The sequence below is a fragment of the Natronococcus sp. genome (assembly GCF_047921035.1).
Classification (GTDB): domain Archaea; phylum Halobacteriota; class Halobacteria; order Halobacteriales; family Natrialbaceae; genus Natronococcus.
Map to the genome: position 1 here is coordinate 23615 of NZ_JBLRWX010000012.1, position 16420 is coordinate 40034.

The following is a 16420-nucleotide window of genomic DNA, read 5'->3' on the forward strand; positions in this document are numbered from 1 at the left end:
TATGCTCGAAACCGGCGACAACGCACCCGAGTTCGAACTGCACAATCAACACGGCGAGACGGTTCGCCGCTCGGATTTCGACGACCGAGTCGTCGTCTACTTCTATCCACGCGCCGGTACCGACGGCTGCACGACCGAGGCCCGGGAGTTCGAGGCGGCTCGCGAGGAGTTCGAGGACCGCGGCGTCGAAATCGTCGGGATCAGCGACGACTCGGTTGCGGACCTCGAGGCGTTCGCCGAGGAGGAATCGCTCGGCTTCGACCTGCTCTCCGATCCCGAGGGCGAGGTCGCGACGCTGTACGAGTCCTACGGCGAGAAGCGGATGTTCGGCAACACCTTCGACGGCGTCTTCCGGAACACGTACGTTATCGGCCCCGACGGAACGATCGAGGCGGTCTACGAGGACGTCTCGGTCGACGGCCACGCCGAGGACGTGCTCGAGTCGCTGGCCGACCGACAGGTCGCGCCGGAGAAGTAGGTCCTCGACGACGAGGAGCGGGTGACAGCCTGCGGGACGGTCACCTCGAGACTGGGTTGATCGGGCTGACGATTCCGGCCCAACCGATTTTTCCGAGGCGCGAGACGGCTGCGTATGAACCTTCGACGAGTAGCCGAGGTGCTCGAGGGAGAGTCGCTCACTGGCCGACAGGCCGCACTCGTCGTCGCGGTCTGGCTGGGGCTCACGGCGGTTTTCGGTATCGTCGTCTTCGTCGCCGTGTTCGTCCTGTAGCACCTCGAAAAATCGGCCTCGAACGACCGCGGCGCGGGTCGGCTGCGGGCGCCGTTCCGGACTACTGGAAGGTGCGTCCGAGCTGTTCTTCGCCCTCGGGTTCGGCGGCCTGGAACTGCTGTTCGATCTCCTCGTAGCGCTCGCGCGTCTCGGGGGTCACGCTCGGCTGGACCTCCTCGAGAGCCTGCTCGAAGTGTTCCTTGCTGATGCGGACGTTCTCGATCGTGTCCGGCATATCGTCGGGGTCGACCGAGTTGATGAACTCGCGGCTGGCGGCCATCGAGGCCTCGCGGGTGACGGCCTCGATGTCGGCGCCGACGTAGCCCTCCGTTTCGGCGGCGAGCCAGTCGAGGTCGACCGCGTCGGCCAGGGGCTTGTCGCGGGTGTGGACCTCGAAGATCTTCCTGCGGCCCTCCTCGTCGGGAACCGGCACGTGGACGTGTCGGTCCAGCCGTCCCGGACGGAGCAGCGCCGAGTCGATCAGATCGGGCCGGTTGGTCGTCGCGATGACGACGACGTCCTCGAGCTCCTCGAGGCCGTCGAGTTCGGTCAGCAGTTGGGAGACGACGCGCTCGCCGACGCCGGAGTCACCCTGTCGCTGCCCGCGTTCGCCCGCGATCGAGTCGATCTCGTCGAAGAAGATCACGGTCGGGGCGTTCGAGCGGGCCTTCTCGAAGACCTCGCGGACGCCCTTCTCGGACTCGCCGACGTACTTGTTCAGGAGTTCGGGTCCCTTGATCGAGATGAAGTTCGACTGGGACTCGTTCGCGACGGCTTTGGCGAGCAGCGTCTTCCCGGTGCCGGGCGGGCCGTACATGAGGACGCCCTTGGCGGCCTGCATGTCCATCTGCTCGAACACCTCGGGGTAGTCCAGCGGCCACTGGATCGTCTCGCGAAGCCGCTCTTTGGTGTCGCCGAGCCCGCCGACCTCGTCCCACGTGATGTCGGGAACCTCGACGAACACCTCGCGGAGCGCCGAGGGCTGGATCCCCTTCATCGCCTCCTTGACGTCGGCCTCGGTCACCTCGAGGGACTCGAGGATCTCGGCGTCGATCTCCTCGGACTCCAGGTCGAGGTCGGGGCGGATCCGGCGCAGGGCGTTCATCGCGCCCTCGCGGGCCAGCGACTCGAGGTCGGCGCCGACGAAGCCGTGGGTGTTTTCGGCGTAGTGGTCGAGGTCGATGTCGTCGGCGAGGGGCATCCCGCGGGTGTGGACCTGCAGGATCTCCTTGCGGCCGCCCTTGTCGGGGACGCCGATCTCGATCTCGCGGTCGAAGCGGCCGCCACGGCGCAGTGCGGGGTCGATCGCGTCGACGCGGTTGGTCGCGGCGATGACGGTGACCCGGCCCCGCTCCTCGAGGCCGTCCATCAGGCTCAACAGCTGGGCGACGACCCGGCGTTCGACGTCGCCGCCGGCCTCCTCGCGCTTGGCGGCGATCGAGTCGAGTTCGTCGATGAAGATGATCGCGGGGGCGTTCTCCTCCGCCTCCTCGAACACCTCGCGGAGCTGCTCCTCCGATTCGCCGTAGTACTTCGACATGATCTCCGGGCCGGAGATCGTCTCGAAGTGGGCGTCGATCTCGTTGGCGACGGCTTTGGCCATCAGCGTCTTCCCGGTGCCCGGCGGGCCGTGCAGGAGCACGCCCTTGGGCGGCTCGATGCCCAGCTGCTGGAACAGCTCGGGATGGCGCATCGGCAGCTCGATCATCTCCCGGACCTGGTCGAGTTCGTCGTCGAGACCGCCGATGTCCTCGTAGGTAACGTTGGGCACGCCCTCGGGCGATTCGCCCGCCTCGGAGCTGACCTGCTCGGCCGGCGTCTCGGAGATCTCGATGTTCGTCGAGTCGGTGATGACGACCGTGCCGGAGGGGTCGGCGCTGGCGATCTTCAGCGGCACCGACTGGCCGGAGCTGGCCATCGGGCCGAACGACAGCGAGAACGGCACCGTCTGCCCCTCGGTGACGGCCTGGCCGGACAGCTTGTCGCGCACGAGCGGGCCGATGTCGCCGCGGATGCGCAGGTTCTGGGGGAGCGCGACCGTGACCGAGTTTGCGGGCTTGACGTCGGCGGGCTCGACGCCCACGTTGTCGTCGATCCCGACGTCGGCCTCCTGGCGCAGGCGGCCGTCGATGCGAACGATGCCCCGGCCCTCGTCCTCGGGGTAGCCGGGCCAGACGCGCGCGACGGCCTGGCTGTCGCCCTTGCCCTCGATGACGATGTAGTCGCCGTTCTCGAGGTCGAGCTCGCGCATCGAGACGCGGTCGATCGCGGCGAGTCCGCGGCCCGCGTCCTTCTGTTTCAGGGGTTTGACGGTGAGTTTCATTGGTTGCCCTCCAGTTCGACAGTGAGCACGCCGTTTCTGATAAACGTGTGCGCGTCAGCTGCACCGTCGGGCAACTCGAGTTCGTACTGGTCGTCGTCGTCGACGACGATGACCGTCCCGTCGACGACGTCCACGTCGGCGTCGGTGGTCGCCGTGCCGAAGTCGACGGCCAGCACCGATCCGTCCTCGTACTCGTAGCGACGAGTGATCCGCTCGTCTCCACGGGTGAATTGATCGAGTGTCATTTTGATACTAACTACGGGTAAGTGTTACTAATATATAAACCTTCCTCCGACGAACCGCGGTACGGGACCGAGGTACCGTAGAAGAGGCTTGTTCGCAGTTCAACGTACGAACTCCGAACCCAGGTTCCTATCGGATCCGTCCGTTCCTGCCGGTTGTGTCGATGCCGGCTCGAGCCTTTATATCGGTTCCCCGCGTCCGGAGAAGTATGGAAACGGTTCGACACCACGGCCGGGAGACGGCCTACGAGGTCGCCGATCGAGGGGGAACGGGGCCGACGATCTGTTTCGTCCACGGTAGCGGCGGATCGCGAGCGGCCTGGAAGGCACAGCACCGACTCGCCGATCGGTACCCGGTCGTCGCCGTCGACCTCAGCGGACACGGCGACTCCGACGACGTCGACGCCAGCGCAGGGTACACGGCGCTGTCGGCGTACGCCGACGACGTTGCGGCCGTCCTCGAGGAAACCGACGCGAGGGTTCTGGCGGGTAGCTCCCTGGGCGGGGCCGTCGTCTTGCACCTCCTGCTCGAGCGCGACCTCGACGTCGACGGAGTCGTGCTGGCGGGGACGGGTGCCAAACTGGGCGTGCTCCAGGACCTGCTCGAGTGGCTCGACACCGACTTCGACCGGGCCCTCGAGTTCCTCCACGGGTCGGATCGGCTCTTTCACGATCCCGACCCCGAACTACGCGACGAGTCGATCGAACGGATGCGCGAGTGCGGGCAGGCGACCGTGCGCCGGGACTTCCGAACCTGCCACCGCTTCGACGTCCGCGACGACGTTCGCCGAATCGACGTCCCCGCGCTCGCGGTCTACGGCGAGCACGACCAGCTGACGCCCCCGAAGTACCACGAGTACCTCGTCGACGAGATCGGCGAGGGCGACCTCGTCGAGATCGAGGGCGCGGCCCACCTGGCGATGCTCGAGCAGCCGGCGGCGTTCAACGAGGCCGTCGCGGCGTTCGCGGACCGGCTCGAGGAGTAGCCCCTCTCGAGGCTCATACTGTCTGCTGTAAGTCATTTCCGGTGGAGCCGCGATCCGTCCTGCGGTCCCACCGGTAAATCGGTACAGCAAACCGTATCAGTACAGGTCCTCGAGATCCCGCTCCTCGTGGCTGTGCTCCTCGGCCGGGAACTCGCCGGACTCGACGGCCTCGACGTAGCCCTCGACGGCCGAGCTCATCTCCTCGCGGACGTTGCCGAACTGCTTCGCAAAGGAGGGCGACCAGTCGCTGAGGCCGACGGCGTCGTCGACGACCAGCACCTGGCCGTCGCAGTCGGGGCCGGCACCGATCCCGATCGTCGGGATCTCGAGCGCCTCGGTGATCTCGGCGGCGAGGTTCGACGGGACGTGTTCCAGGACGAGCGAGAACGCGCCGGCCTCCTCGTGGGCGAGGGCCAGCTCGAGCATGCGCTCGGCGGCCTCCTGATCGGTTCCCTGGCGGGGGTAGCCGCCGTACTGGTTGACGCGCTGGGGCGTCAGGCCGAGGTGGGCCATTACGGGGATGCCGAGCTGGACCATCGTCTCGGTTAGGTCGACGGTGTGTGGTCCGGACTCGAGCTTCACGGCGGCCGCGCCCTCCTCCTTGAGCATCCGGCCGGCGTTCTCGAGGCTGTCCGCTTCGTCGACGCCGAAGGAGAGAAACGGCATGTCGGCGACGACCAGCGCCTCGTCGGTCGCCCGGGAGATTGCGCCGACGCGGCTGGCGATATCGTCGACGGTCACCGGTAGCGTCGTCTCGTACCCGAGCGAGGTGTTGCCGACGCTGTCGCCGACCAGGATCACGTCGACGTCGGCCTCGTCGACGATCTCGGCCGTCGGCGCGTCGTAGGCCGTCAGCATCGTGATCGGTTCGGTCCCGGCCATCGACTGCAGCTCCCGTACGGTAGGCATACGTATGGGTTCGGCCCCCGCGAGTAAACGCCATCGTTCCGCGCCGACGATCCGCCACCCGCGATCCTTAAGAGGGCCCGGTGAGCACCTTCGAACGTGCCAGAACGCGTCGAAACGACCTCGCCCGACGGCGTCGACTACGGGTGGGTGATGCAGACGACGTTCGTCGTCACGATCCTCGTCGGCGCGCCGGTCGTCGCCCTGCTGTCGACCGGCGTCGACCTCCCGACCTGGGGCGCTCGAGCCGAGTTCGCGATCCGCGTGGGGGCGGTCGTCTGGCTGCTCGTGGCGCTGTCGGTGTTCGCGTACGCGAAGCGCACGCAGGAGTAGCCTATAGTAGCAACTGAAAGTCAATACGTACCCGATCGCCGGACCGCATCGAGATCGGTGTGTGAATCGTTTCAGTTGCTACTATACTCGCCGCCCTCGACGTACTCGAAGTCGACGCCTGCGCGCCGCGCAGTTCGCTCGTCGCGGTCGGTGTCGCCGACGAACAGTGTGTTCGCCGGCTCCGCGCCGAGCCCGCGGACGGTCTCGAGCAGCGGTTCGGGATCGGGCTTTCGGGTTTCGACGGTGTCTCGACCGACCACCGCGTCGACGACGGCCTCGAGGTCGTGTACCTCGAGTGCGATCCGGCAGGCGGCCTCGCAGTTGAGCGAGCAAACGCCCACCGGAATCGTCCGGCCGAGCGCCTCGTCGGCACGGGCCAGGCGACGCGACAGCCGCGCACCCTCCCGTTCGTGGTCGGCGATCGTCTCCTCGACGGCCGGCGCAATCTCGAAGTTGCTCGCGGCCTCGAGCAGCTCCCAGAGGTTCTCGCTGGGCGGCTCGGTCGCGGCTCGGGCGTACACCGCGATGACGTCGATCGCGACGGCGTTCCAGTCGACCTCGAGGTCGACGAGGGTTCCGTCCAGGTCGTAGACGACGGCGTCGTATTCGGTCACGACCGGTGGTACGGACGGAAGCAGAATAGCGACTTCGGTCCGCTACTCGAGCAGGTGGCGCGCGATCACCTTCTTCTGGATCTCGGTGGTCCCCTCGTAGATCTCGGTGATCTTGGCGTCCCGGTAGAGGCGTTCGACCTCGCCCTCGGTGACGTAGCCGTAGCCGCCGTGGATCTGGACGGCCTCGTTGGTGACGAACATCGCGGTGTCGCTGGCGAAGTACTTCGCCATGCTCGCGGTCAGTCCGGCGTCGCCCGACGCGCGCTCGCGGGCGGCTTCGCGGGTCAGCAGCCGGCTCGCCTCGATTCGGGTCGCCATCTCGGCGAGCTTGTGGCGAATCGACTGGAAGTCACCGATCGGTTGCTCGAACTGCTCGCGTTCCCCGGCGTACTCGAGCGCTTCGTCCATCGCACACTGGGCGAGACCGACCGACTGTGCCGCGATGGCGATTCGCCCGCCCGTGAGGATGTGGAAGGCGGCCGAGAGGCCACGCCCCTCCTCGGTCAGGCGGTTCTCGGCGGGGATCCGAACGTCGTCGAAGGTGAGACTCGTCGTGTCGCTGGCACGGAGTCCGAGCTTGTCCTCCTTCTCGCCGACCGAGAGCCCGTCGACGTCCCCCGGCACGAGGAACTGGGTCACTGTCGAGGGATCGTCCCGGTCGGTCTTCGCGAAGAGCACGTAGACGCCCGCCCGGTTCCCGTTCGTGATCCACTGCTTCTCGCCGTTGATGACGTACTGGTCGCCCTCCTTGCGGGCCTCGGTGGACATCTCGGCGGGGTTCGAACCGGCGTGGGGCTCCGAGAGCGCGAACGCGCCGACGGGCCGGCCGTCGGCCATATCGGGGAGCCAGCGTTCCTTGAGATCCTCGCTACCGAACTCGGCGATACAGGAGGTCGCCAGCGAGTGGACCGACAGCGCCGTCGCGACCGCGAGCGCGCCGTAGGCGACCTCCTCGTTGACGACGGCGGCCGTCACGGGGTCGGCGTCGTAGCCGCCGTACGCCTCGGGCACGGTGAGGCTCGTCAGGTCGAGTTCGGCGAGGCCGTCCCAGACGTCCTCGGGAAACTCCTGGTTCCGATCGGCCTCGAGCGCCGTCGGTCTGATCTCCTCGCGGGCGAACTCGCGGACGACGTCGCGAACCGCCGCCTGCTCGTCGGTGAGCTCCATACGCCCCTATTCGAGCCCGGTGGCAAAAATGGCCACCACTCGAGCGTTACCCCTCGCCGAGTCCGCCGGCCGACGCGTCGAGCTGCTCGCTCGCGAGGACGCGGTTCGCCCGGCGGAGCCGTTCGGACAGCGCCTGGTGAGAGATCTCGAGCTCGCCCGCAAGCTCCTCGAGGGAGATCTCCCGGGGGACGTCGTAGTACCCCTGCCGGTAGGCCTCGGCGATCGCCTCCCGCTGGGGGTCGGTCAGGGTCGTCGTCATCTCGAGGCTCTCGTTCTTCCCGGCCTCGCCCATGCGTCTGACGTCGATTCTGGCGTCGTGTTCCTCGAAGTCGTCGACCGCATCCGAGACGCCCTCCCTGCGGGAGAACAACAGCGTGACCGCCCAGCGTCCGTTCGCGACCTCGGCGTCGAGAACCGTCCCGTCGTTCGCGTAGACCGCGCTGCAGACCGGCGTGGCCTCGTCGGCGTACCGGATCCGGAACAGCCACTCGTCGGCCTCCGGACGCCGGAGCAGTCGGCGGAACGATTCGACGGTGGGATCGTCCGCGAGCGCGTCCTCGACCGCGGCGACGTCGGGGCCCGCGAACCAGATCAGCGGCGCGGTTCGGATCGAGTCGTCGACGACGACGCTCTCGACCCGGAGCTCGAACGCCGACAGCGACCGGATCGTCGGCTCGAGTGCGAACTCGTCGGTGGGGACGGCGAGCTCCGCGATCGTCGTCATGATCGATCCCTCCCGCCGTTCGCGTTCCAGTCCGGTCGCCCGTCGATTCCGAGACCGGAGCCGTACTGGCAGTCGAGTCCGTTCATAGCTGATCACCTGGCTCGATCGCACGGATACTGCGTGTCAGTGCCACCCGCGCTCGAACCGCGCTTGCGGAAGGGACAGCGCCGACGGGATTGATGAGACGGCCTACCTATTCCGGCAGTTCAAGTGTGATCCCGGCCGGCTACCCGAGCCTCGCGAGCCGGTTGAGTGCGTACGCCGTCTGGAGGACGTCCACGCTCTTTCCGCGGTCGAAGACGAGTTCGTCGGTCCCGAGGACGTGCTCGAGGGTGTCCTGGGAGGCGTGTTCCGGCGCGGCCGCGATCCCGGCGTCGTTCTCCGCGACCCACTCCATGACGCGGCGATCGCTCTTGGAGTCGCCCATCACCAGCGCGAACGGGTCGTCGACCCCGAGCACCTCGAGCGCGCGCTCGACGCCGACGACCTTGTTCAGCTCGAGGCTGCCGATCTCGGCGGCGTCGGCCTCGTAGTAGGCGACGTCGATCCGCTCGAGGACGTCCTCGAGTTCGTCGGGGATCGCATTCTCGTCCCGGTCGGGGTAGGCGCCCTCCTCCTCGAGGACGGTCCTGATCTCGGGGTCCTGGTCGGCGTAGAACGCACGGGTCCGATCGCGGATCGCCTCGCCGTCGAACCCGATCGCCTCGGCGACGGCGTCTGCGAGCAGGTCGATCAGGTAGACGAGCGCGTCGTCGATGATCTCGCGGGCGTCGGCCGACCCGGTCTCGTAGTTGGGCTTCATCGTGACGTTGAACTCGTTGCCCTGCAGGTGACAGCCCCGCCTGAGCGCGTCGGGGGCCTCCGGCAGGACGCGAGCCCGCAGGTCGTCGAACACCTCGCGGATCTCCACGTCGAGTTCCTCGTACAGCAGCTGTTTCGTTTCGGCGCCGTGGCCCGGCGTGAACACGCCGGTTCCCGCCTCGTAGACGATCGACAGCTCCCCGGAGTGGACGATCTCGCTGCCCAGCCCCTGGATGGCAAACCCCTTGACGTTCTCCAGGGTCTGGCCCGTACAGATCACGATCGGCACGCCGGCCTCGTGGAACTCCGTCAGGACGTGCAAGGTGTCACGGGGGATTTCGTTGTCGGTGCTGCCGGCCGACCGCAGCGTCTCGTCGACGTCGAGCACGAGTACGTTCACCCCGCGGTCGTACTTGGCCTCGAGGTCGAGCGCGGTAAACGCCTGGTCGCGGGTCGCCCGGGCTGCGATCTCGGCGAACGTCTCTCCGGCGGCGAACGCCGACCGGATCTCGTCCTTGCGGCCCTCGAGTTCCTCGTTCGCCTCCTGCCAGTGCTCGAGGGCGACCCGCGAGTCGACGGCCGGGAAGACGTCGACGAACTCCTGGTACTCCCGTAACGTTTCCGTGTCGTACTCGTCGTAGAGCTGGTAGACGAGATCGTACCGTTCCATACCCGTGATACCGGAGAGGTGGGTGATAATCCTTGTCACTACTGAGAGTCGTTCCAGGGAGTCGAGGCGACGTTCGTCGGCTGCGACACGACTATAAAAACGGCGTGCGAACCTCGAGCCATGAAAAACGTTGACGACCTTATCGAGAGTGCCGCCGAACTCGCGGGCCAGGGGCTCTCGAAGGGCGAGATCGCGGACGAGCTGAACGTCTCCCGGGAGACCGCGAGCTGGCTGGTCGAGCGAAGCGGCGCGACGGCCGAGCCCTCCAACCAGTCGACCCAGCAGTCCGCGGGGAACGGCGGTCCACAGGACATCCACGTCGACTGGTCGGCGATCGGCCGGGACAGCAAGCGAATGGGATCGATCGCGGCGGCGATGGCCGACCTGCTCGCCAAACACGGCGAGGACGTCGATCTGACCGTCGGTATCGAGAAGGCCGGCGGTCCCATCGCGACGCTCATTGCCAGCGAACTCGAGACGGATCTCTCGACGTACACGCCCGCGAAACACCAGTGGGAAGAGGGCGACATCGACGAACTCGGCGGCACGTTCTCGCGAAACTTCGCCGGGATCCGCGACCGCGAGTGTTACGTCGTCGACGACACCATCACCAGCGGGACGACGATGCGGGAGACGATCACGGCGATCCGGTCGGAGGGCGGCGAGCCGCTCGCCTGCGTCGTCCTCGCGGACAAGCAGGGCGTCGAGGAGATCGAGGGCGTTCCCGTCTACTCGCTGTTGCAGGTCATCAGCGTCGGGAAGGACGAGTAACGATCGTGCTCCGACTCCCGTTTCGGTCGTTCGACTCGGTAACTGCGGTTTTCCACCGCGCAGCGGACCCGACGTCATCGCTCGATCTCTCGGTACCGTCGGTGCCGAGGGGATCGACGGTCGCTGAACGCTCCGCTCGAGCCAGGTGACTGTTCTCGCTCGAGAACGGGTTTGACATAACTGTAGTTTGTCGCCGGCGAAGCAAGAATAGGCAGCGCATTCTTTTTGCGGTGGCCTTCTCAGACCCGATTCGGAGCGACCCACCATGAACGATCATCTCACACGCCGGCGTCTGATTGCACTGAGCGGTGCAGTTAGCGCTATCGCGATCGCAGGATGTAACGACGATCCGGAGGACGACCCCGAGGAGGAGCCGGCCGATGAAGAGGAGGATCCGATGGACGAGGAAGACGATCCGACCGAGGACGAGGAAGATCCGATGGACGAAGAAGAAGACGATCCGGCCGAAGACGAGGAGGACCCGGCCGATGAGGAGGAGGACCCGGCCGATGAGGAGGAAGATGATCCGGCCGAAGACGAGGAAGACCCGGCCGATGAAGAGGAGGAAGACGAGGAGGATCCGATGGACGATGAAGAAGACGACCCGACCGAAGACGAGGAAGATCCGGCCGAAGACGAGGAGTAGGTCACCGATTCGGTGGTTCGACCTCGAGCGGCCTCCGGTACGTTACGGCGGCGAGCTGCGGGAGCAGCCGTCGATCGGTGACACCTTCGGACGACGGCGGTCTCTCGCCTCGAGAGGGGGACGCTCGAAAAAAGCGGTGACGGAGTTCGGGGTTAGCCGTGGATTCCCATCGCTTCGATCTGTTCCTGGTAGCGGTTCCGAATGGTGACTTCCGTCACCTGGGCGACGTCGGCGACCTCGCGCTGGGTCTTCTTCTCGTTGCACAGCAGCGAGGCGGCGTAGATCGCGGCGGCGGCGTACCCGGTCGGGGACTTGCCCGAGAGCAGTCCTTCCTCGGCCGTCTTCTCGATGATCTCGTTGGCCTTGGTCTGGACCTCCTCCGAGAGTTCGAGTTCGGAACAGAAGCGGGGAACGTACTTTTTCGGGTCGACGGGGCGCATCTCGAGGCCGAGTTCCTGCGAGATGTACCGATACGTGCGACCGATCTCCTTTCGTTCGACGCGTGAAACTTCCGAGATCTCCTCTAAGCTTCGCGGGATGCCCTCCTTTCGACAGGCGGCGTACAGCGCCGAGGTGGCGACGCCTTCGATCGATCGGCCGCGGATGAGGTCCTCCTTGAGCGCGCGTCGGTAGATCACCGACGCCACCTCGCGGACCGACCGCGGCACGCCCAGCGCCGAAGCCATCCGATCGATTTCGGAGAGCGCGAACTGCAGGTTACGCTCGCCAGCGTCCTTGGTTCGGATGCGTTCCTGCCACTTGCGCAGGCGGTGCATCTGACTGCGCTTCTTCGAGGAGATCGAGCGACCGTAGGCGTCCTTGTCCTTCCAGTCGATCGTCGTCGTCAGCCCCTTGTCGTGCATCGTCTGTGTCGTCGGGGCACCGACGCGAGACTTCTCCTGTCGTTCCTGGTGATTGAACGCCCGCCACTCCGGACCAGGGTCGATCTTCTCCTCCTCGACGACGAGCCCACAGTCTTCGCAGATGAGCTCACCCCGATCGGAGTCTTTCACGAGATTATCCGATTCGCACTCGGGACAGGCACGTACCCCCTCCTGCTCCTCGGATTCGTCCGTTTCACGCATTCGCTCCCGCTGGCGGGTGGACCGTGTCATCGCGCTTTTATAGTAGTACTACTATGATATATAAGTTCTGGGGTCCCGTTCCCGACATATTCACAGTATCTGCCGAAAACAGTACCTTCAGGCGTTCAGGAGGATGGTTTACGATTTGAAACCGGAAAACCTTTATCCGGCTCTCTTCGAGCACGGACACGAATGCCGGTTATCGAGTGCGACGTCGACGCCGCCCGCGAGCGTCTCGAGGAGGCGGGGGTCTCCGTCGAATCGGGAAACACCGAACACGAGCGCTGGCGGGCGAGCCGCGAAGGAGCGACGGCCGTCGCCTACGACGACAAGGTGGTGATCCAGGGCGAGACGCCCCGCAAACTCGAGGCGCTGCTTCGCGAGGGCGGAGGCCGAGCCCACGTCTACTTCGACGGCGCCAGCCGCGGCAACCCAGGTCCGGCGGCGATCGGCTGGGTGATCGTCACGAGCGAGGGGATCGTCGCCGAGGGGAACGAACGGATCGGTCGGGTGACGAACAACCAGGCCGAGTACACCGCGCTGATCACGGCGCTGGAGGCGGCCGAGGAGTACGGCTACGGTGAGGTCCACGCCCGGGGCGACTCCGAACTGATCGTCAAGCAGGTTCGGGGGGAGTACGACACGAACGACCCCGAACTGCGCGAACGGCGAGTTCGGGCCCTCGAACTCCTCTCCTCGTTCGACGACTGGAGCCTCGAGTACGTTCCCCGGGAGGTCAACGACCGCGCGGACGGGCTGGCCAACGAGGCGCTGGATCGAGCGTGAAGCGGCAAGGGAAAAACCCTCGAGCGCGAACGAGGGGTATGAGCGACCTCGCGAACGAGGGGGACGCCGACGAGGACGGAACGTCCGGGGAACTACCCGACAACGTGATCGACGAGGCCGAACGACTGACGCGGCTGGCCCGCACCGCGACCGACGAGAACGAGCGGGCGGCCCGGCTCGAGCGACGCGACGACCTGCTCGCCGAACACGAGTTTACCGCCCGTGTCCGGGACGAGGAGGATGCGACCCTCGTGCTCCACCCCGAGGAGTGGCACGCTGACGGCGTCATCAGGACCGATCGCATCGAGGACATCGACCGGGCGATCGAGATTCAGCTCGAGGGCACCGAGGATCCCGACGACTGGGGGGCGGTCGACGAGCGAAACCGCGAGCTGGTCGCCGAGGTCAGGGCAGCCCACGGCGACGTCCACGGCGATAACGCGGTCGCGCTCGCGGACTTCTTCGGGAACCACTACGCGAAGCCGATCGAATCGGCGACGCCGTCCGAACTCGAGGAGTTCCTGACGGGGTACTTCGTTCGGAACGCCTGGCCCTCCGAAAAGCAACGAGACGTGGTCGAGGAGTCGATCGATCTCGTCTTCGAGGCGGCCGACGAGCCACACCCGGAGCTACGGATCTCGTCAACGGTCGAATAAAACGAAACGGTTCGGCGCCGATCACAGCCGCGTGCGATCGAACGCGAACGAAGGTTCTGACACCCTGGTTGCTGTTTAGTAGCTCTCGTCGACGAGCTGGCGGATCTCGTCGGCGCGGTCGTCGTCCGTGACGATCTTCGAGAGCGACCACTGGACGCCGTCGAGGACGGCCTCGTAGCCCTCGTCGGTCAGCGAGTACTGGTTCGTTCGCTTGTCGAGTTCGCTCTTCTCGACCAGCCCGAGTTCGACGAGTTCGTCGAGGTTCGGGTAGAGTCGGCCGTGGTTGACCTCCGTGCCGTAGTACTCCTCGAGTTCGCGCTTGATCGCCAGGCCGTACATCGGCTCCTTGGCGAGGATGGTGAGAATGTTCGTCTGAAACGCGGTCAGTTCGCGTGCGACGCTCTGATCGCCGCTGATTGATTGTGCCTCTGACATAGTTGTGTAACAGTCATCGGCCTATTTAAGACTTCTCAACTATTTTGCCGGACAACCCGCAGACCGCGTCCAGTCGTCGATACGGGCACGAACACCGTCGTCGCGAGTCCCGTACTTGACGCTCCGTCGGCAGTCGTCGGCCGTAGCGGCCGATGCGATTACGAAAGTACTTTTTGATCCACCGTGGAGTTTCAAGGCACATGGTTAATCTCTGGGAAGAGTTAGAGACCGGACCGAACCCGCCAGAAGAGATCTACGCCGTCGTCGAGTGTCTCAAGGGCGAGCGCAACAAGTACGAGTACGACAAGGACGTTCCCGGCGTCGTCCTCGACCGCGTGCTCCACTCGAACGTCCACTACCCCTCCGACTACGGCTTCATCCCGCAGAGCTACTACGACGACGAGGATCCATTCGACGTGCTCGTCCTCGTCGAGGACCAGACGTTCCCTGGCTGCGTCATCGAGGCCCGTCCGGTCGCCCTGATGAAGATGGACGACGACGGCGAGCAGGACGACAAGGTCATCGCCGTCCCCAGCGAGGACCCCCGGTACGACCACATCGAGGACTTAGAGGACATCCCCCAGCAACAGCTCGACGAGATCGACGAGTTCTTCAAGACCTACAAGAACCTGGAGGAGGGCAAGGAAGTCGAAACGCAGGGCTGGGAGGACCGTCAGGCGGCCTACGACGCGATCGAACACGCCCAGGAACTCTACGACGAGAACTTCTAGCGGTGACCCCGCGCCCGCGTTCGATTTTTCGCCGAGGGATTCGCCGGAGTTATCGCCGCCCGTCCGCCGTATGTGTTATGAGCATGGGTAATTTTATTGGGTGAGCCACCGTACTACCGTTCGTCATGGCAGCAACCAACCCGTCCCCACGAGAGTCCGCGTCGACCACCGAATCGGTCGAATCCGGTACCGGGATGGCCCACCTGACGGTCGTCCCGACGAACTTCCGTTCCGAGAGCGCGGACGAAGAGACGGAGTAGCCCGGACCTCGATCGCCCGCCGCGAGAGCGCACGGCGATCCTGCCGGTTTCTGCGAGCGTCTCGAGGATCCTCTCCGCCGGCGTCGGTCCGCGAGAACGACGTGGTGGTCGGCGAAGCCGTCCGTGAGAGTGAAAACGGCGTCACCGCTTCTCGAAAACAGTGTCCGGAAACGAACCTTCTTGTATGCGGTCGGACTACGGCCCCCATGGGTCTGTTCGACCGGTTGCGGGGTGACGACTCCCCCCGAGTCGCGTTTATCGGCGTCGACGGCGTGCCGTACAGTTTGCTCTCCGAACACGAGGATCGCTTTCCGAACTTCGCATCCATCGCGGACGACGGGACCGCAAGCGAGATCTCGAGTATCGTCCCGCCGGAGTCCAGCGCCTGCTGGCCGTCGTTGACGACGGGCGTCAACCCCGGCGAGACGGGCGTCTACGGCTTCCAGGACCGCGAGGTCGGCACGTACGACACGTACGTTCCGATGGGCCGGGAGGTCCAGGCCGACCGCGTCTGGGACCGCGTCCAGGAGGAGGGGCTCAAGGCGACCGTGATGAACGTCCCCGTTACGTTCCCGCCCCAGCGAAACGTCCAGCGGATGGTCTCGGGATTCCTCTCGCCGGACCTCGAGAAGGCCGCCTACCCCGACGACGTCCGCGACTACCTCGAGACGCTCGACTACCGCATCGACGTCAATCCGAAACTCGGTCACGAGGAAAAAAAGGAGGCGTTCATCGAGGACGCTCACGAGACGATCGACGCCCGCTTCGAGGCGTTCGAACACTACATCGAGGAGGACGACTGGGACCTCTTTTTCGGCGTCTTCATGACGACCGACCGGGTCAATCACTTCCTGTTCAAGGACTACGAGCGCGACGGCCAGTACAAGGAGGAGTTCCTCGAGTTCTACGAGAAGGTCGACGACTACGTCGGCCGCCTTCGCGAGGCGCTGCCCGAGGACGTGACGCTGATCGTCGCCTCCGACCACGGCTTCACGAGCCTCGACTACGAGGTCCACTTCAACGAGTGGCTCCGCGAGGAGGGATGGCTCTCCTTCGAGGACGACGAGCCCGAGGAGCTGGGCGACATCGCGACGGAGACGAAGGCCTACTCCTTCATTCCGGGTCGCTTCTACCTCAACCTCGAGGGCCGCGAACCGCGGGGTTCGGTTCCCGAGGACGAGTACGACGACGTCCGCGACGAACTCAAGGCCGACCTCGAGGCGCTCGAGGGCCCCAACGGCGAGAAGGTCGTCGACCGCGTCGTCGAGAAGGAAGCTGCCTTCCGTGGCGACCACGACGACATCGCGCCGGATCTGGTCGCGATCCCGAACGACGGCTTCGACCTCAAGTCCGGCTTCAAGGCCGACTCCGAGATCTTCACGACCGGCCCCCGAAACGGCATGCACAGCTTCGACGACACCTCGCTGTACATCGACGACCCCGACGCCTCGATCGGCGACGCCGACCTCTTCGACATCGCCCCGACGATCCTGGAGCTGCTGGAGGTCGAGTACAGCCGCAGCGAGCTCGACGGCGCGAGTCTGCTCTAGGCCC

At 65.7% G+C, this 16420-nt stretch carries 20 protein-coding genes; 11 read left to right on the top strand and 9 right to left on the bottom strand.

Going from position 1 to position 16420, the window contains the following annotated elements; all coding sequences use genetic code 11:
* Window position 1 precedes the first annotated feature (1 nt).
* Both bcp and ACNA7R_RS04310 read left to right on the top strand, forming a co-directional pair.
* On the top strand, window positions 2-478 hold the full coding sequence (gene bcp, locus ACNA7R_RS04305) for a thioredoxin-dependent thiol peroxidase (RefSeq protein WP_416282319.1): 477 nt from the start codon (window positions 2-4) through the stop codon (window positions 476-478).
* 114 nt (window positions 479-592) lie between these two features.
* Complete coding sequence (locus ACNA7R_RS04310) at window positions 593-730, top strand: hypothetical protein (protein ID WP_416282320.1); 138 nt, start codon at window positions 593-595, stop codon at window positions 728-730.
* Between the two features lie 61 nt (window positions 731-791).
* Here the strand turns inward: ACNA7R_RS04310 and ACNA7R_RS04315 are convergent, their stop codons facing one another.
* Entirely contained in the window at window positions 792-3053 is a 2262-nt protein-coding gene (locus tag ACNA7R_RS04315) for a CDC48 family AAA ATPase (protein ID WP_416282321.1), read from the bottom strand.
* The gene (locus ACNA7R_RS04320) at window positions 3050-3298 is read right to left on the bottom strand and encodes an Hsp20/alpha crystallin family protein (protein WP_416282322.1); all 249 of its coding nucleotides are present in this window, start codon (window positions 3296-3298) and stop codon (window positions 3050-3052) included. The genes ACNA7R_RS04315 and ACNA7R_RS04320 overlap by 4 nt, the downstream gene beginning before the upstream one ends.
* A 206-nt stretch (window positions 3299-3504) precedes the next feature.
* Here ACNA7R_RS04320 and ACNA7R_RS04325 point away from each other — a divergent pair, with 206 nt between their 5' ends.
* Window positions 3505-4281 (top strand): alpha/beta fold hydrolase, encoded by a 777-nt coding sequence (locus tag ACNA7R_RS04325; RefSeq protein WP_416282324.1) that lies wholly within the window; start codon window positions 3505-3507, stop codon window positions 4279-4281.
* Window positions 4282-4377: 96 nt separating this feature from the next.
* Here ACNA7R_RS04325 and panB read toward each other — a convergent pair whose 3' ends face one another.
* The gene (gene panB / locus ACNA7R_RS04330) at window positions 4378-5190 is read right to left on the bottom strand and encodes a 3-methyl-2-oxobutanoate hydroxymethyltransferase (protein ID WP_416282325.1); all 813 of its coding nucleotides are present in this window, start codon (window positions 5188-5190) and stop codon (window positions 4378-4380) included.
* Between the two features lie 96 nt (window positions 5191-5286).
* Between panB and ACNA7R_RS04335 the strand changes: the two genes are divergently transcribed.
* Window positions 5287-5520, top strand: coding sequence for a DUF5822 domain-containing protein (locus ACNA7R_RS04335; protein WP_416282326.1), 234 nt, complete (start codon window positions 5287-5289; stop codon window positions 5518-5520).
* A 71-nt stretch (window positions 5521-5591) separates the two neighbouring features.
* Here ACNA7R_RS04335 and ACNA7R_RS04340 read toward each other — a convergent pair whose 3' ends face one another.
* The 4 genes from ACNA7R_RS04340 to ACNA7R_RS04355 all read right to left on the bottom strand — a co-directional run bounded on the left by ACNA7R_RS04340 (window position 5592) and on the right by ACNA7R_RS04355 (window position 9496).
* Entirely contained in the window at window positions 5592-6134 is a 543-nt protein-coding gene (locus ACNA7R_RS04340; RefSeq protein WP_416282328.1) for an HAD family hydrolase, read from the bottom strand.
* A 42-nt stretch (window positions 6135-6176) separates the two neighbouring features.
* On the bottom strand, window positions 6177-7301 hold the full coding sequence (locus ACNA7R_RS04345) for an acyl-CoA dehydrogenase family protein (RefSeq protein WP_416282329.1): 1125 nt from the start codon (window positions 7299-7301) through the stop codon (window positions 6177-6179).
* Between the two features lie 46 nt (window positions 7302-7347).
* A complete protein-coding gene (locus ACNA7R_RS04350) occupies window positions 7348-8025 on the bottom strand; it encodes a helix-turn-helix domain-containing protein (protein WP_416282330.1) in 678 nt (225 codons plus the stop codon).
* A 226-nt stretch (window positions 8026-8251) separates the two neighbouring features.
* Window positions 8252-9496, bottom strand: coding sequence for an HAD family hydrolase (locus ACNA7R_RS04355; RefSeq protein WP_416282331.1), 1245 nt, complete (start codon window positions 9494-9496; stop codon window positions 8252-8254).
* A 120-nt stretch (window positions 9497-9616) separates the two neighbouring features.
* Here ACNA7R_RS04355 and gfcR point away from each other — a divergent pair, with 120 nt between their 5' ends.
* Window positions 9617-10267 carry a transcriptional regulator GfcR gene (gfcR, locus tag ACNA7R_RS04360; RefSeq protein WP_416282332.1) on the top strand — a complete coding sequence of 217 codons (651 nt, stop codon included), beginning with the start codon at window positions 9617-9619 and terminating at the stop codon, window positions 10265-10267.
* A gap of 265 nt (window positions 10268-10532) precedes the next feature.
* A complete protein-coding gene (locus ACNA7R_RS04365; RefSeq protein WP_416282333.1) occupies window positions 10533-10913 on the top strand; it encodes a hypothetical protein in 381 nt (126 codons plus the stop codon).
* Between the two features lie 152 nt (window positions 10914-11065).
* Here ACNA7R_RS04365 and ACNA7R_RS04370 read toward each other — a convergent pair whose 3' ends face one another.
* Entirely contained in the window at window positions 11066-12028 is a 963-nt protein-coding gene (locus ACNA7R_RS04370; protein WP_015321996.1) for a transcription initiation factor IIB, read from the bottom strand.
* A 162-nt stretch (window positions 12029-12190) separates the two neighbouring features.
* Here ACNA7R_RS04370 and rnhA point away from each other — a divergent pair, with 162 nt between their 5' ends.
* Window positions 12191-12784, top strand: coding sequence for a ribonuclease HI (rnhA, locus tag ACNA7R_RS04375; protein WP_416282334.1), 594 nt, complete (start codon window positions 12191-12193; stop codon window positions 12782-12784).
* 38 nt (window positions 12785-12822) lie between these two features.
* Window positions 12823-13440: a hypothetical protein gene (locus tag ACNA7R_RS04380; protein WP_416282335.1), complete on the top strand. Its 618-nt coding sequence runs from the start codon at window positions 12823-12825 to the stop codon at window positions 13438-13440.
* 75 nt (window positions 13441-13515) lie between these two features.
* On the opposite strand, the gene ACNA7R_RS04385 is transcribed toward ACNA7R_RS04380, so the two are convergent.
* On the bottom strand, window positions 13516-13875 hold the full coding sequence (locus tag ACNA7R_RS04385) for a PadR family transcriptional regulator (RefSeq protein WP_005558010.1): 360 nt from the start codon (window positions 13873-13875) through the stop codon (window positions 13516-13518).
* A gap of 200 nt (window positions 13876-14075) precedes the next feature.
* Here ACNA7R_RS04385 and ACNA7R_RS04390 point away from each other — a divergent pair, with 200 nt between their 5' ends.
* The 3 genes from ACNA7R_RS04390 (at window position 14076) to ACNA7R_RS04400 (ending at window position 16416) form a co-directional block, all read left to right on the top strand.
* Window positions 14076-14606 (top strand): inorganic diphosphatase, encoded by a 531-nt coding sequence (locus tag ACNA7R_RS04390; RefSeq protein ID WP_416282336.1) that lies wholly within the window; start codon window positions 14076-14078, stop codon window positions 14604-14606.
* Between the two features lie 125 nt (window positions 14607-14731).
* Window positions 14732-14866: a hypothetical protein gene (locus ACNA7R_RS04395; RefSeq protein ID WP_005558012.1), complete on the top strand. Its 135-nt coding sequence runs from the start codon at window positions 14732-14734 to the stop codon at window positions 14864-14866.
* Window positions 14867-15072: 206 nt separating this feature from the next.
* The gene (locus ACNA7R_RS04400) at window positions 15073-16416 is read left to right on the top strand and encodes an alkaline phosphatase family protein (RefSeq protein ID WP_416282337.1); all 1344 of its coding nucleotides are present in this window, start codon (window positions 15073-15075) and stop codon (window positions 16414-16416) included.
* Window positions 16417-16420 lie beyond the last annotated feature (4 nt).

Bases quoted from the DNA above. Each gene is read 5' to 3' on its own strand.
- bcp (WP_416282319.1), top strand. From the start codon at position 2: ATGCTCGAAACCGGCGACAACGCACCCGAGTTCGAACTGCACAATCAA.
- ACNA7R_RS04310 (WP_416282320.1), top strand. From the start codon at position 593: ATGAACCTTCGACGAGTAGCCGAGGTGCTCGAGGGAGAGTCGCTCACT.
- ACNA7R_RS04315 (WP_416282321.1), bottom strand. From the start codon at position 3,053: ATGAAACTCACCGTCAAACCCCTGAAACAGAAGGACGCGGGCCGCGGA.
- ACNA7R_RS04320 (WP_416282322.1), bottom strand. From the start codon at position 3,298: ATGACACTCGATCAATTCACCCGTGGAGACGAGCGGATCACTCGTCGC.
- ACNA7R_RS04325 (WP_416282324.1), top strand. From the start codon at position 3,505: ATGGAAACGGTTCGACACCACGGCCGGGAGACGGCCTACGAGGTCGCC.
- panB (WP_416282325.1), bottom strand. From the start codon at position 5,190: ATGCCTACCGTACGGGAGCTGCAGTCGATGGCCGGGACCGAACCGATC.
- ACNA7R_RS04345 (WP_416282329.1), bottom strand. From the start codon at position 7,301: ATGGAGCTCACCGACGAGCAGGCGGCGGTTCGCGACGTCGTCCGCGAG.
- ACNA7R_RS04350 (WP_416282330.1), bottom strand. From the start codon at position 8,025: ATGACGACGATCGCGGAGCTCGCCGTCCCCACCGACGAGTTCGCACTC.
- ACNA7R_RS04355 (WP_416282331.1), bottom strand. From the start codon at position 9,496: ATGGAACGGTACGATCTCGTCTACCAGCTCTACGACGAGTACGACACG.
- gfcR (WP_416282332.1), top strand. From the start codon at position 9,617: ATGAAAAACGTTGACGACCTTATCGAGAGTGCCGCCGAACTCGCGGGC.
- ACNA7R_RS04365 (WP_416282333.1), top strand. From the start codon at position 10,533: ATGAACGATCATCTCACACGCCGGCGTCTGATTGCACTGAGCGGTGCA.
- ACNA7R_RS04370 (WP_015321996.1), bottom strand. From the start codon at position 12,028: ATGACACGGTCCACCCGCCAGCGGGAGCGAATGCGTGAAACGGACGAA.
- rnhA (WP_416282334.1), top strand. From the start codon at position 12,191: ATGCCGGTTATCGAGTGCGACGTCGACGCCGCCCGCGAGCGTCTCGAG.
- ACNA7R_RS04380 (WP_416282335.1), top strand. From the start codon at position 12,823: ATGAGCGACCTCGCGAACGAGGGGGACGCCGACGAGGACGGAACGTCC.
- ACNA7R_RS04385 (WP_005558010.1), bottom strand. From the start codon at position 13,875: ATGTCAGAGGCACAATCAATCAGCGGCGATCAGAGCGTCGCACGCGAA.
- ACNA7R_RS04390 (WP_416282336.1), top strand. From the start codon at position 14,076: ATGGTTAATCTCTGGGAAGAGTTAGAGACCGGACCGAACCCGCCAGAA.
- ACNA7R_RS04395 (WP_005558012.1), top strand. From the start codon at position 14,732: ATGGCAGCAACCAACCCGTCCCCACGAGAGTCCGCGTCGACCACCGAA.
- ACNA7R_RS04400 (WP_416282337.1), top strand. From the start codon at position 15,073: ATGGGTCTGTTCGACCGGTTGCGGGGTGACGACTCCCCCCGAGTCGCG.